The sequence below is a fragment of the Actinopolyspora lacussalsi genome (assembly GCA_030803735.1).
Taxonomy (GTDB): Bacteria; Actinomycetota; Actinomycetes; order Mycobacteriales; family Pseudonocardiaceae; genus Actinopolyspora; species Actinopolyspora lacussalsi.
This window is the reverse complement of sequence record JAURUC010000001.1, coordinates 1,813,850-1,827,228: the sequence shown is the minus strand read 5'-3', so window position 1 is coordinate 1,827,228 and position 13,379 is coordinate 1,813,850. Positions and strand designations below refer to the sequence as shown.

The 13,379-nt window shown below is 67.6% G+C and carries 8 protein-coding genes; 4 read left to right on the top strand and 4 right to left on the bottom strand.

Translation table 11 applies throughout. The features are described from left to right. Window positions 1-67 precede the first annotated feature (67 nt). From J2S53_RS07950 to J2S53_RS07935, 4 genes are all read left to right on the top strand, one after another. Window positions 68-1,270: a phosphoglycerate kinase gene (locus tag J2S53_RS07950; protein ID WP_456240455.1), complete on the top strand. Its 1,203-nt coding sequence runs from the start codon at window positions 68-70 to the stop codon at window positions 1,268-1,270. Further along, window positions 1,267-2,058, top strand: a complete 792-nt coding sequence (tpiA, locus tag J2S53_RS07945; RefSeq protein WP_456240454.1) for a triose-phosphate isomerase — start codon at window positions 1,267-1,269, stop codon at window positions 2,056-2,058. The genes J2S53_RS07950 and tpiA overlap by 4 nt, the downstream gene beginning before the upstream one ends. A 163-nt stretch (window positions 2,059-2,221) precedes the next feature. After that, the gene (gene secG / locus J2S53_RS07940) at window positions 2,222-2,461 is read left to right on the top strand and encodes a preprotein translocase subunit SecG (RefSeq protein ID WP_092627637.1); all 240 of its coding nucleotides are present in this window, start codon (window positions 2,222-2,224) and stop codon (window positions 2,459-2,461) included. A 99-nt stretch (window positions 2,462-2,560) separates the two neighbouring features. Then, entirely contained in the window at window positions 2,561-2,914 is a 354-nt protein-coding gene (locus J2S53_RS07935) for an RNA polymerase-binding protein RbpA (protein WP_092981617.1), read from the top strand. Between the two features lie 138 nt (window positions 2,915-3,052). Here the strand turns inward: J2S53_RS07935 and J2S53_RS07930 are convergent, their stop codons facing one another. From J2S53_RS07930 to J2S53_RS07915, 4 genes are all read right to left on the bottom strand, one after another. Continuing rightward, on the bottom strand, window positions 3,053-3,583 hold the full coding sequence (locus tag J2S53_RS07930; RefSeq protein ID WP_456242738.1) for an NADAR family protein: 531 nt from the start codon (window positions 3,581-3,583) through the stop codon (window positions 3,053-3,055). Window positions 3,584-3,686: 103 nt separating this feature from the next. Then, the gene (locus J2S53_RS07925; protein WP_456240453.1) at window positions 3,687-5,261 is read right to left on the bottom strand and encodes a sigma-70 family RNA polymerase sigma factor; all 1,575 of its coding nucleotides are present in this window, start codon (window positions 5,259-5,261) and stop codon (window positions 3,687-3,689) included. A 7-nt stretch (window positions 5,262-5,268) separates the two neighbouring features. Further along, window positions 5,269-10,089, bottom strand: coding sequence for a DEAD/DEAH box helicase (locus J2S53_RS07920; protein WP_456240452.1), 4,821 nt, complete (start codon window positions 10,087-10,089; stop codon window positions 5,269-5,271). Further along, window positions 10,086-13,007 carry a hypothetical protein gene (locus J2S53_RS07915; RefSeq protein WP_456240451.1) on the bottom strand — a complete coding sequence of 974 codons (2,922 nt, stop codon included), beginning with the start codon at window positions 13,005-13,007 and terminating at the stop codon, window positions 10,086-10,088. Before J2S53_RS07915 ends, J2S53_RS07920 begins: the two co-directional genes overlap by 4 nt. Window positions 13,008-13,379 lie beyond the last annotated feature (372 nt).

Below are 13,379 nucleotides of genomic sequence, written 5' to 3'. Positions count from 1 at the left end.
GGCCGAATTGTCCCATCACCCCTTGTGACCCCTCACATCTTGTGATTCCCGGCGAGGAGCAACAGGCTTGAAGAATCTCGACGACTTGCTCGGCGAGGGGGTTCGGGGCAGGTACGTCCTGGTGCGTGCCGACCTGAACGTCCCGCTGGACGGCGAAACCATCACCGACGACGGCCGGGTCCGGGCCGCCCTGCCGACGATCGAGAAGCTGACCGGCGCTGGCGCCCGCGTGGTGCTCACCGCGCACCTCGGCAGGCCGGACGGTGCCCCGGACTCCCGCTACACGCTCGCCCCGGTGGCGCGCAGGCTCGGTGAGCTGCTGGGATCCGAGGTCGCGCTGGCCGAGGACGTGGTCGGCACCTCGGCGCAGCAGGTGGTCGGCGGACTGGCCGACGGCGGCGTCGCGGTACTGCAGAACGTGCGCTTCGACCCGCGCGAGACCAGCAAGGACGACGCCGAGCGCGGTCAACTCGCCGACGCTCTGGTCGAGCTGGTCGGAACCGGCGCCGCCTTCGTCTCGGACGGTTTCGGAGTGGTGCACCGCAAGCAGGCCTCGGTCTACGACCTCGCCACCAGGCTGCCCTCCTACGCCGGTGGACTGGTGCTCAGCGAGGTCGAGGTGCTGCGCACCCTGACCGGCGACCCGCGCAGGCCCTACGTGGTGGTGCTCGGCGGCTCCAAGGTCTCCGACAAGCTCGGCGTCATCAACGCGCTGCTGCCCAAGGTGGACCAGTTGGTCATCGGCGGCGGCATGGCCTACACCTTCCTCGCAGCCATGGGCAATTCGGTGGGCGACTCGCTGCTGCAGCAGGACCAGATCGCCACGACGAAGCAGCTGCTCGACGAGCACGGTGACAAATTGGTGCTGCCGCTCGACATCGTGGCCGCCGACCGGTTCGCCGCCGACGCGAACACGCAGGTCGTGCCGTCCGACGCCATCCCGCAGGGCTGGCAGGGCCTGGACATCGGCCCGCGTACCGTGGAGCGCTACGCCGAGATCCTCGGCTCGGCCGCGACGGTGTTCTGGAACGGCCCCGCCGGTGTGTTCGAGTTCCCCGCCTTCGCCGAGGGAACCAGGGGCGTCGCGCGCGCCATCGCCGATTCCGACTCGTTCAGCGTCGTGGGTGGCGGCGACTCCGCCGCCGCGGTTCGCACGCTCGGACTGGACGAGCAGCGGTTCTCGCACATCTCCACCGGTGGTGGGGCTTCGCTGGAGTTCCTGGAGGGCAAGGACCTGCCGGGAGTGGCCGTACTGGAGGGCCGGGCATGAGCAAGTCCAGGCAGCCGCTGCTCGCGGGCAACTGGAAGATGAACCTCAACCACCTCGAAGCGATCGCGCTGGTGCAGAAGATCGCCTTCGCCCTGCCGGAGAAGTATTTCGACAAGGTCGAGGTGGCCGTGATCCCGCCGTTCACCGATCTGCGCAGTGTGCAGACGCTGATCGACGGTGACAAGCTGCTGCTGCGGCACGGCGCGCAGGACGTTTCGCAGCACGACTCCGGTGCCTACACCGGTGACGTGTCGGCCCCCATGCTGGCCAAGCTCGGCTGCGACTACGTCGTCGTCGGCCACTCGGAGCGCCGCGAGCACCACGGCGAGACCGACGAGCTGATCAACCGCAAGGTTCGCGCCGTCCTCAAGCACGAGATGTCGCCGATCCTGTGCGTCGGTGAGGGATCGGACGTGCGGGAGGCGGGCGATCACGTCTCGTACTGCACGAACCAGCTCATCGAGGGCCTCAAGGGGCTCAAGCAGGAGCAGGTGCGGCGTGCGGTGATCGCTTACGAGCCGGTCTGGGCGATCGGCACCGGCAAGGTGGCCACCGCCGAGGACGCCCAGGAGGTCTGCGGGGCGCTGCGGGCCGCGCTGACCGACAAGTACGGCGCCGAGATCGCCGAGGAGGTGCGCGTGCTCTACGGCGGTTCGGTCAAGTCCAGCAACATCGCCGATCTGGTCGGCCGGGACGACGTGGACGGCGCACTGGTCGGCGGTGCCAGCCTCAACGGTGACGAGTTCGCGAAGATGAGCGCGCTGGCCGCGGGCGGGCCGCTACCCTGACCCCGTTCCCGTGGAAATTCGTCCGGTCGGTTTTCGTGCGGGCTCGCCCGGCGGAATACCGAGCCGGCGGATGCAACTCGAGAGCCTACGATGCCAACGGTGGTCCACGGCGGCGAGTCGGTTCGGTAGGCTTGTCACGAACCGTGGTGCGAACGAGGACGTTATGACACTTTTGTTGCAGATCATGGTCCTGCTGACCAGCATCCTGCTGGTGCTGCTCGTGCTGCTGCACCGGGCCAAGGGCGGCGGGCTCTCCTCGCTGTTCGGCGGCGGAATGCAGTCGAGCCTGGCCGGGTCCAGCGTCGCGGAGAAGAACCTGGACAGGATGACGTTGTTCGTCATCGCGCTGTGGGTGATCTCCATAATCGGCACCGGCTTGCTGATCAAGATGGGTGCCTCCTGACGAGCACGCGCGGCCGGGGTGTGCCCCGGCCGCGTACTCGTGCGGTCTCGGTCCACACGATGTCTGCCCGAACGACGGTGAGACGGTGGGTGAAAGCGGATGACTGGTGGTAACGCGATACGCGGCATGCGCATCGGGTCGAGCCCGAGCGGTGCCGAGATCGAGCGCGGCGAGTCGGCTCCCCGGCAGCGGGTCGCCTACTGGTGTGACAAGGAGCACCTGACCGAGCCCTCGTTCGCGATGGACGCGCGGGTTCCGGACACGTGGGAGTGCTCGCACTGCGGGCTGCCGGCCGGGCGGGACCGGGAGAACCCACCGCCGCCGAAGCGCAACGAGCCCTACAAGAGCCATCTCGCCTACGTCAAGGAACGGCGCAGCGACGAGGACGGCATGGAACTGCTCGACGAGGCGCTGCGCAAGCTGCGGCAGCAACGCGGTCGCCCCGAGGAGTGAGCCGCCGACGCCCCGCCGTCACCACTTCCTGTTGATTCTTTCCGCCGCGGTTCGGGTGTCGCCACGGGGCCGTTTCCGGGGACTCGTTTCCCCTGGTGATGCCGTAGATGAGCCAACGACCTTCGTGCCGGGACGGGGTCAGTCGGCCTGTTCCCGATCGCGCAGCGTTTCGCGTACTTCCATGAGCGCGAAGCCGAGCAGGTTCAGTCCCGGCCACCGTTCCGGCTCGCCCGCCGCCGGCTCGTCGGCGGCTAGGCCGATGCCCCACACCCTGTCGCGCGGGCTGGCCTCGACCAGCACCCGGTCCCCGGTGTTGCGCAGGAAGTGGCGCGGTTCCTCGTGCTGGGCGAACTTCGCCACGTTGCCCGCCACCACGGCGGCGAACCGTTCCCGCTCCCACTGTTGTTGGTCGAAGCCGCGCACCTTTCGGCCCAATGTTTTCGCGCGGTGCGGGTGCTCGGCGGCCAGGATCCGCTCGGTCATTTCTTCGTCGCCGAACAGCCGCGCCTTGCGCCACATCATGTAGTGCTCGGCGGTGGCGAAGACACGATCGTGCGCGGTGAACGGCGCGGGCCACCACTGGCTCAGGCACCCGCGTCCCGGACTGCCGTCCCGCTCCGGACCATGTCCCCAGAAGAACACGAACTTCGTCCGCACGCCCAGCCGCATCCGCTCGACCAGCTCGGCGACGTCGCGCGGGCGGCGCGCCGAGTCGGTCGCTGCGTCGTTGTGCCCGTGCGTGGCGGGATCGTTGATGGACATGTGGATGATGCTACTTTCCCTCGTCCTCGGCAGGGGCGGTAGCGCTCTTGGCGTTCTCGGATTCCACTCCACCGTGCGGCGGGTTTTCGTCGTACAGCAATGGTGCGAACCGCCTGAGCTTCTTGATCGCTTTGCTCTCGATCTGGCGGATTCGTTCCCTGGTGACTCCGTACTCCTGCCCGATGGTGTCGAGCGTGGCCGGTTCCCCGAGGAAACCGTGCCGCCGCCGCAGGATGTCGCGCTCGCGCTCTTCGCACCATCCCAACGCCCGTTCCACGTCCTCGAACTCGAGGCCGAACAGATCCGGCTCGACCGCGTCCCGATTGCGCTCCGCCGCTTCGTGCAGCGTCACCGCGTCCAGCTTCTCCAGCAGTCCTTCCAACGAAGTACTGGTGGGCAGTTCGGTCAGCAGCCGCCGTACTTCCTCCTCGGAGGTTTCGAGCCGTTCGGCGACGGCTGAGTATTCGACCACCGCACCGGAGCCGCGGAGCGTCTCGATCGCTGCGAGTACCGGATTCAGCCGCTCGACGACGTGAACCGGATACCTGATCATGCGAGGCTGGTCGGCCAGCGCTCGGGTGATGGCCTGCCGGATCCACCAGGTCGCGTAGGTCGAGAATTTGTTGCCCTGCCGGTAGTCGAACTTCATCACCGCGCGTAGCAGCCCGAGATTACCCTCCTGCACCAAGTCGGCCAGATCCAGACCGTGCCCTTGGTACTTTTGGGCGTTGGAAAACACCAATCGCAGGTTGGCGTTGACGAATTCGTCGAATGCCTCCCTGCCTCGCCGAACCAGTGTTCGTAGTTCCCGCGCGTGTGAATCGTGCTCCGCCCGCTGCTCCAGACGTTGTTCGGCGAACAGCCCTACCTCGATCGTCTTCGCGAGTTCCACCTCCCGCTCGGCCGACAGCAGCTCGTGTTTCGAGATCTTCTCGCGGTACTGCCACACCGAATCCCTGGGGGAGTCAACGGGATCCGCGGGTTCCGAATGCTCCTGCTCACGCGTTTCGGGAGGCTCCTGTGCGGGGCTCGCGGGGTGGTGCATCTGTCCCCGGGCAGGAGGCGGGACGCTCGCTCGAGGTGATACCGACGCCGGTTTCGCCTCCTCCTCTTCTCGCTCCTCCGAGACGTCCCCGGACCGCTGTTCGATGGGAACGATTCCGAGATCGACGAGCGAGATCCGCGAGAGGTCCAGTACCTCGTCCCCGCGCAGTGCGAGCTCCGTACGCGGTTTCGGGACTCCCGCCCCGTTCCGGGCCGGGTCGTACGATCCGCTCCGCCGATCCGGATGGGGAGCGGTTTCCGGAGCGGAGGTCGATTCCGGTCGAGGAGTCGTTTCGGGACGGGGGCCAGCGGGGGCCGGTACTTCCTGTCCCGCCAGGCTCGCGGGCAGTCGTATCCCGGCCCGCGCCAGTTCGCTGAGCAGTAATCGGAATTCCGTTCGTGGGATTGCGTACTCGCGGAGCACTGACTGTACGTCGGGGAAGCCGAGCTCGCGTTGTGCGGCGAGTTCTCCCAAAGCGGTGACGGCGGCACCGCGGGATGTCGCGTTCGCATCCGATGTTACGGATTCGGTGCTTTGCATGGCGGTCTCACCTCGGCGTGGGGTGGTTCGGAGCGACGCTGTCCGGGAAGGTGCCGTTCGTGCCCGCGTCGTCGGACGCCGCGTTCTCCGAGGCAGCACCCTGCGAGGCAGCGTTTCCCGCGACGGGAACGAACTCGTGCAGCAGTTCCAGCGCTGCCCCGCGCGAGAGCAGTTCGTGGTAGCGCTGGTTGCGGAATCCCCGCAGGCAGCCGTAGCAGCTCGTTTCCGGTCCGCACTCGCAGTCGTGCATGCGTTTCGCGGCGGCGCGTACCACGTCGACGAGACCGTGGGCGATGCGCTGTGTGCTGCCCGCACCGCCCGGGGTGGTGTCGAACAGCACCAGCGAGGGCACACCGTCCTCACCGCGGTGCACCGTGCCGTCGATGTCGTCGCGGCTGATCTCCAGCGCTACGGCCGCTCCTTCCAGCAGTGCGTACAGCGCCGAGCGCAGCGTCTCCTGGTCGTGGTCCAGCAGCAACATCGGCGGGAAGCGCAGTTCCACGAAGTCGGTCTCGTAGCGGTGTGCCAGCGAGAATCTCTGCAGCGGACCCTCGCAGTCGCCGTCCTTGAGCAGGTGGCGGTGTGGTCTCGGCGGCTTTTCCGAGCCCACCGGCCGGCCCCAGCCGCACCGTTGGCACAGCTGGAAACCAGTGCGGTTCGGGCCTTCGTTGACGACCACGAACTGCCCGCGTGTCCCGGAACGCCACTCCAGCATCTCTCCCGTGGGAAAGGTGAGGCTGTTCTCCTCGACGTCCGCGTGCGAGTCGACGATGTAGGTGGCACCCGTCCACGAGCGTCGGGGAGCCTGACTCGCTTTCTGCTCGGTGTGTTCGGAGGCGACGAATCCGTAGGAGGGCTCGACGTACTGTTGCGTCTTGCGGGTGTTTTCCTGGTGGCAGGCGGGGCATTCGGTGTCCGGGACCTCGACGGATTCCCGGTAGTGCCCGCACGCTTCGCACACCGCGTAGTACCGGCTGACCAGGTCCCGCCCCGGCAGGCGGTACACCCCGCCCGACGTCCACCGCCTGCCACCGGCGATGACCTCGGATCCCGGCGCGTACTCGCTGATGGCCATGCTCAGATCTCTGGTCAGTTCCAGACCGGGGTTCCGCCCGCCTTTCGCGTGGTCGGTGCGCAGTTCGACGGTGTCCACCGGGAAGCCGTACTTGGGCAGCACGTTGTGGGTGGCCAGGAAGTTGATCAGGGGGCGCTTCCGAAGTGTTTCGAGTACTTTCTTGTACTGTTCGGCAGCCCGGTAGTTCTGCTGCCGTACGGCTTCTTCCCTGCGTTCCTCGAAAGCGGTCACATCCTGGACCAGTTCCTGGCGGGTGCTTTCCAGCAGTCGTTCGAGTTCGGCGACCCAGGAGTCGGTGGCTACTCCGAGCTCCCGGTGCACGCTTTCGGGCAGGATCTCGTCCATACTGGCACGCACCGGGTCCGGCACCGGACGGAGGAACTCCGAAAGCCTCGCGACGGGCAGCACGAAATCGGGCGGCGTGGGATCCGGTGGCAGGAAGAATTCGCCCGCCGTGCGCCAGCTCTCCCCGTATCGCTGCTTCATCGCGCGGAAGAACGCTGCCAGGGCCACCGAGTGGGCGTGCCTGCGGTCGATGCGTGCGTTCTCCAGCGGCACGACGGGTGGCCGGGTCTCACCCGCGATCATCTTCTCCGGTTCGCTGAACCGGAACAGATCGTGCGAACGCCGCTGGGCGTAGGTCAACGCCAGTGCCGCCGAGTCAGCACGTCGACCGGCGCGGCCCGCGCGTTGCACGTAGTTGGCCGTGGTCGGTGGCATGTTGCGCAGCACGACCGTTTGTAGCTCGCCGACGTCCACGCCGAGTTCGAACGTGGTGGAGCAGGACAGTGCGTTCAGCTCGCCCCGGACGAACTCGCCCTGGATCTCGGCGGCCTTCTCGTTGCTCCACTGCGCGGTGTGCTCCTGCACGCTCATGGGCACCGGATCGGACTTCTGGTACAGGTGTCGGTAGTGGTCACGCTCCTCGGCCTCGGCGGGGCGATACCAGGGTTCGAGGGTCCCGTCACAGCGCAGGGTGGGACAGACACCGCGTACGCCGAAGCCGAGAATCCGACGACAGCGGTCGCAGCGGAACAACCGTTCCGACTCCCGCACCGGGCGCAACCGCAGTTTGCGGTGGTCGATCCGGCGTACCGTTCCGAGCCGGGGCAAGGTCTCGGAGCACAACCAGCCGGCGGGACCGTCACCGCTCTTCGCCGGGGTGAGTTCCTGCCACAGCTCTTCCAGCAGCTTACGCGGGTCCGTATCGCTGCCCATCCGTCGTAGCACTCGGGTCAGGTAGTCCAGGCGCCGGTTGGTGCCGGACGTCGGCAGCCAGCTCAGCACTTTCCGCTTGGCGTCGGAACCCGACATACGCACGTGGATCGGCCCGCGTCGAGGTGCGAACGCCTCGTCGTCGGCGTCGACGTCCTCCGGCATGTCCACCGCACCCTGGGTGCGCAGTGTGCGCAGCAGTTCCTGCAGCAGGTTCCAGCTCTCCTCCTGGGTGAGCCCCAGCTCCAGCAACTGCTGTGGGGGCCGCCAGTGGGGTTTGCGTGCCAGTTCCACCCGGAGCAGCCCCACACCTTCCAGAGACTGGCGGTCGTGGTAGCTGATCACTTCCCGCATCGTCCACAGCGCGGCGTGACGTTCGCGGTTTCGGCGGGAGGTGTCCTCCTCGAATACCCGGGCGCGGTTGGCTGTCCGGGCGGTCTGGGGTACGAGGTCGTCGATCGTGGCGGGTTCGCCTTCCTCCTCTTCGTCCCAGCTACGTAGGCTTGACAGCAGCAGTCCGCGGTGCGCGAGGCTCTCGTGGGTGTCCTTGAGATAGGGGGCGAAGTAGGCGGCGGTCTGCCTGCTGTCGCTGAAGAACAGCAGCTTGCGTCCCTGCCCCGGCAGGTTCACGGTTTCGTCGCTGGTATCGGGTGGCAGTGCCTGGTACAGGGAGGTTGCCAGCACCGAGGTGGCCGCTTCGGCGCCGCTTTCCAGCAGCCTGATCAGCCCGCCGCCTCGCGCTCCGCAGGCCAGGCAGTGCTCCAGCACCCCGGACTGGGAGTGGATCAGTCGAGCCGGGCGCAGCTCGGTACCCGGGCACTCGTCGACCGGGCATTCGCTCGCGATGCTCTGGTGCAGCGATCCGCAACCGACACACAGGTGGTACGGACTGTCCTCGGTGGTCTTTCCTTCCTCCAGCAGCGCGTCGTCCTCGTCCACGTGCCGTGGATCCGCGCTGTCGTGGTCCTCCAGCAGCAGCCAGGCGTGCCGGTGGTCCACCCCCGCCCGCCAGGGGACGTGGCGCGGCAGCAGTCCAGTTTTGTCCATGGCACCGTGCAGGTGCACCGCTCCGCACCGCTGGCAACCTCCCAGCTCGAACACCACCCTGGGACAGCGTTCGCACCGCTCCCGGCGGTTCAGGCTCAGATGTTGCTCCTGGTCGGTTCCCAGACAGCTGAACGCGCCCTCGGTGGCGCGTACGAAGAAGTGGAACCTGGTGGAAAGCACCGGCGTCCGGTCCGAGTCGTGCACGCTCCCCGCGAGCGTGACCAGGGCGGTGGCGGTTTCGGTGGCCTCGTCGCCGTGTTGTTCCGGGACGAGTTCCGCGGCGATGTCCCGGATCGGTCGCGGGTGTTCGTCGAGCAGCTCGTGCAATCGTCGCAGCCGTGCCTCGCATCGCAGCGCTTCGGCGGCGTCGTCGCCCTCCCAGCCGTGTTCGCGCGCGGTGCGCAGCAGCTCGGTTCGGGGATTCTCCGTGGCCAGCAACTCGGCATAGCTCGACGGTGGCAACGGTCCCCATCCGGCCGTCGTCGTGATTCGCACCGGTTTCACAGCGGTGACCAGATCCTGCCGCTCCGAGTTGTCGGGATCCCAGTCGAAGGGCAGTCCGAACAGTCGGGTGGCGAAGTCGGTGACGGCCGTCGGATCGCGGTCGGCTCCCACGGTGGCGCTGGTGGCTATCGCACGCGGCTCCTCGGTCACACCGACCCGGTCCCGCAGTCTGCGCAGCAGCATCGCCAGCTCGCTGCCCTTGGCTCCGTCGTAGACGTGCGCCTCGTCTACGACCACGAAGCGCCAGTGGGAGGAATCGGTGTTGGCGAACAGTTCCGTGTCCTGCGGACGCAGCAGCAGGTATTCCAGCATCGCGTAGTTGGTCAGCAGCAGGTGCGGCGGTGCCGCGCGCATTTCCTCCCTGCTGAGCAGCTCGTTGGGCAGCCGCTGCTCGCCCGGGTTGAGTCGGTGGAAGGAGTCCTCGGCCTTGGACCTGCTTTCCTCGGTGTCGCCGGTGTAGCGGCCGAAGGTGACATCGGGAATCGCGGCCAACAGCCTGCGTAGCCGTTTCATCTGGTCGTTGGCCAGCGCGTTCATCGGGTACAGCAGCAGCGCTCGAACCCCCGGCCCGAGAGTTCCCGCCGCTCGCTGTTCGGCCAGGTGCGCCAGGATGGGCAGCAGGAAACTCTCGGTCTTTCCGGAGCCTGTCCCGGTGGCCACCACGAGATTGCGGCCCGCCCGTGCTTTCCGTACCGCGTTCTCCTGGTGCCGATGCAGTGGTCGATTCGCGGGCAGCTCCGGTCCGGTGAAATCCAGGAAGGACTCGGGCAGCACTCCTTCCGCGATCAGCTCGGTGATGTCCGCGCCTGCCTCGTAGCTCGGGTTCGCTTCCAGCAACGGGCCGTTGGACAGCAGCGGGCTGCTGGTAATGGCTTCGTCGAGTGCGCCTGCCAGCGCGGAGTCCCGCAGTGGGAGCAGCGAGCGCAGGTAGCGGCGGTATGCCTCGTTGATCTGTGCGCTGGCGTGCAGTGGGTTGAATCGGCTCACGAAGGATTCTTTCTGCTGTGTTGTGGTGTCGGGGAGGGCTCGTTCGACTGCTGTTCCTGCCCAGCCTGCTGCTCTTGCCTCGCCTGGTGCGCCACCGTCAGGAACTCGGCGAGCACCAGATCGGTGGCGACCCGGTCGGGGGCGAGTTCGGCGAGGTGGGTCCAGCCGGGGCGCACCAGTCGTTCGACCGCCGTCGCGTCGCGATCCCGTTGCGCGGCCAGTCGTGCCGTCAGGGCGAGTTCGAGGGACAGCCGTTCCAACGGAAAGTCGGGATGTGGAGCGGCGGTACGACGTCGCGAGGCGATCTCGAAGAGTTCGGGATATCGCTTGCGATAGATGAGCCGTTGCAGCTCGTTGCGGCAGTTCCGCAGTTCGTCGAGCGATTCCGCGGTCAGGGTCAGCTCGCCACTCGGGGTGGGGTGCTCGGGTGCCTGCTCGCCCAGCAGCGGGGGTGTGCTCTCGTCCGGATCGGTGCGGTCTCCGGTGAGCAGTTCGAGTGCTCGCGGCGCGCACCACTGATCAATCGTGTCCAGCAGTGCCGTTTCCGTCGTGTCCAGTTCGTCCTGTTCCCAGCCCGCCGATCCGGTGCGGTAGAACAGCAACGGGCCGGTCAGCAGCAGCGCGGGGAGCGGTCTGTTGGGCCAGATGGCACGGACCCGCTCGGGATCGGCCACCTGGCGCGAGGCGTGCGCGGCGATTCCGGACCGCACGATTACCGGTACGAGGTCGCGCGCGCTCGTTCCGCTGCCGGAACTGGCCAGCAACGCGGCCACGGGATCGTCCCCCAGCTTTATGGCGCATTCCTGTGCCGTGGCGCGGCCCGACGACGGTTCGAGTAGCTGTTCGGCGTGCGCGGCCGAGGCCCACAGCAGCGGTAACGCAGTGGTGGTGCGGGGCAGCGATCCTTGCCCTGCGAGATAGCCCGCCGTTTCTTGTTCGACCGGTTCGGCGAGTTCCGGAATACGGCGCTCGTCGCCCAGGCGGAAGACGCTGCCCGCTCCTGGGGGTGTGACTCCGCCGGTCCGGTTCGGTCGCGCCCAGGAGTGGTGCACCGTGACCAGTAGTGGTGCTTCGGTATCGAACCGGGGCGGCAGTTGGACGGTGTCCTCGGAGTCGGCCAGCTCGACGGTATGTGTGGGTTGCCAGGGTGTGTACGGGCAGTCCACCCGGACCCGCAGCCGTTCCCGAACCGCCCGCTCGGTGATCAGCAGCCGGGCTCCCTGCTTCCGTACCCCACTCGCCGGTTTCGGGAGTCGTACGGTGGCGAGCTCTGCCCCCTGCCGTGGCAGGTCCAGTCGGAGCCGCAACGAGCCGTGCGCGCGTACGGTGTCGATCAGTCCGGCGAGTTTGTAGCGGATCACATCGTTGGCGGGCAGCTGCTGTCCACGCAGCTGTTGCAGCGTTCCGGTCCCGTCGTGGGCCAGCAGTACGGGAGCCCTGTCGTGCGCCTCGCGCGCCACCTCGGGTAACGCGAGGTCCAGGCACGCGTTCTCGGACAGCTGCCCCAGGGTGTAGTGCAGCCGATTGATTCCCCAGTCCTGGTTGTGCGTGCCCAGCCGTTTCCGCACCGCGGCGTGCTCGGGCTCGACGCGCAGCGTCAGCCGTCGCGTGTCGTCGGCCGCGCGCAGCTCCACTTCGGCGCTGCGAGTGCTTTCGCTCAGCTGTACGGTTTCCGGAACCGCCCGGACGTGCTCCGGGGTGCGGATCGAAACTCGTGCCCGGTAGAGCTGCCCCGTTTCCCGGAACATCCGCACCCGTGGGGTGGGAGTGGCCACGATGCCTTTCACGAGGGTGAACGTGGTGCTGTTCGCCTGCCTGTCGGAGTTGACCGCTCGGATCCGGAACCGCCCCATGGCGAGGTGGGGCATCAGTTCGTTCAGCTCCACCGGGCCGTCAGCCGCGTTCACCTCCCACGAGGCGCTTTGCTCGGGTGTCTCACCTGTGATCTCCACCGTCCACGGCTGGGTGTCGCTGCCGGTGAGGTGCAGGACCGGCGCGGCGGAATAAACCGAGTCCCCATCCCGGTCGCGTAGCGTCGGAACCGGGGCGTCGAAGGCGAACTCGGCGTGTGCCGCCAGGTTCACGGCACGCCAGTCACCGAACCGCGTGCCGGTCGTGCCGTCGCCGATCCTGGGACGCACGCCTCGGGTCTCGTCGAGCAGTACCCGTCCCAGCCACCAACCGGTCCAGCCGTTCGGCGGTACGAGCTCCTCCAGCACTTGCCGCTTCCCGTCGAAGCACCCCGGCCCCGGTTCGCCGCGATGCAGCAGCCACACCTCCCCTGCGGGGATCGGTTCTCCCGCCGGGATGAGCGCCCCCTCGGCGTCGAAGACCAACAGCGGGTCGTCGGGATTGACCAGCGGCACCCACTGCGACTCTCCGAAAGGATCGTGGCACTCCACCGTCTCGGCGGGTCGTGTCACCAACCAGTGGTTCTCGACCAATGGGCACACGGCGCTTCCGGCTCGAACGCGCCACAGTCGCGGCAATGCGACCTCGGAGGCCAGCACCACCGTCCTCCGATCCGGATCGAGCCCCGCCTCGAAAGTCGCCGCCTGTGGTTCACCGATGCCAGCGGTAGAGAGCAGCGCGGTCAGAGCGGTGGTGTGCCGCTCGCCGCGGTGTGCCGTGAGTTCGTTCCGGTCTCGTTCGGTCAGGGTGTGCCAGGCGGAGGCGAATGCGCGCAGCCAGGTGTCGGCATCGATCGTGACGGGTGTCTCCGCTGCGGGACCCAGTGCCGCTTCGACGGCCGGTGGGGATAGCGCGTCACGTGGCTCCCCGGGCTCGGGCGAGTCGGCGACCAGCCGCACCAGCGTGACCACGGTGCAGCACGGCCAGCGCCGGAACACGGTGTCCGGATCGGATTCGGGGGCGTACTCGGCGCGAAGCCGCTCGTAGGCTTGCAGTGCTACAAGCACCAGATTCCGGCGATGTTTTCCGGCCGTGGGATTTTCCGCTGCTCGCGCCGCGTGCGGGGTGTTCCGCCAGCGACGCTCGCTGTCCTCGAGCAGTTTCAGTGCGGGCAGGGTCGGTGCCGGTTCTTCCGCTGGTGCGATGCCCGTGGTCGTCGGTGTCTCGTCAGCTGTCTCCGGTAAGGGGATTACCCCTCGCAGGGTGTACCGCCGCACCGACGGTTCGGCATCGGTCTCGGCTGGCGTTGGGACCGTTTCCGGAGAGGTAACCGGAGGACCGATGGGAATCGGAACCGTTTCCGGGTCGAGGAGTGAATGCTCGCTGGGTGGGTGGGGCTCGCTGGGCGGGCGGGGCGTTTCGGGAAGTGGTTTGCTGTG

Coding starts and splice junctions, on each gene's coding strand:
- tpiA (WP_456240454.1), top strand. CDS start 1,267: ATGAGCAAGTCCAGGCAGCCGCTGCTCGCGGGCAACTGGAAGATGAAC.
- secG (WP_092627637.1), top strand. CDS start 2,222: ATGACACTTTTGTTGCAGATCATGGTCCTGCTGACCAGCATCCTGCTG.
- J2S53_RS07935 (WP_092981617.1), top strand. CDS start 2,561: ATGACTGGTGGTAACGCGATACGCGGCATGCGCATCGGGTCGAGCCCG.
- J2S53_RS07930 (WP_456242738.1), bottom strand. CDS start 3,583: ATGCGGCTGGGCGTGCGGACGAAGTTCGTGTTCTTCTGGGGACATGGT.
- J2S53_RS07925 (WP_456240453.1), bottom strand. CDS start 5,261: ATGCAAAGCACCGAATCCGTAACATCGGATGCGAACGCGACATCCCGC.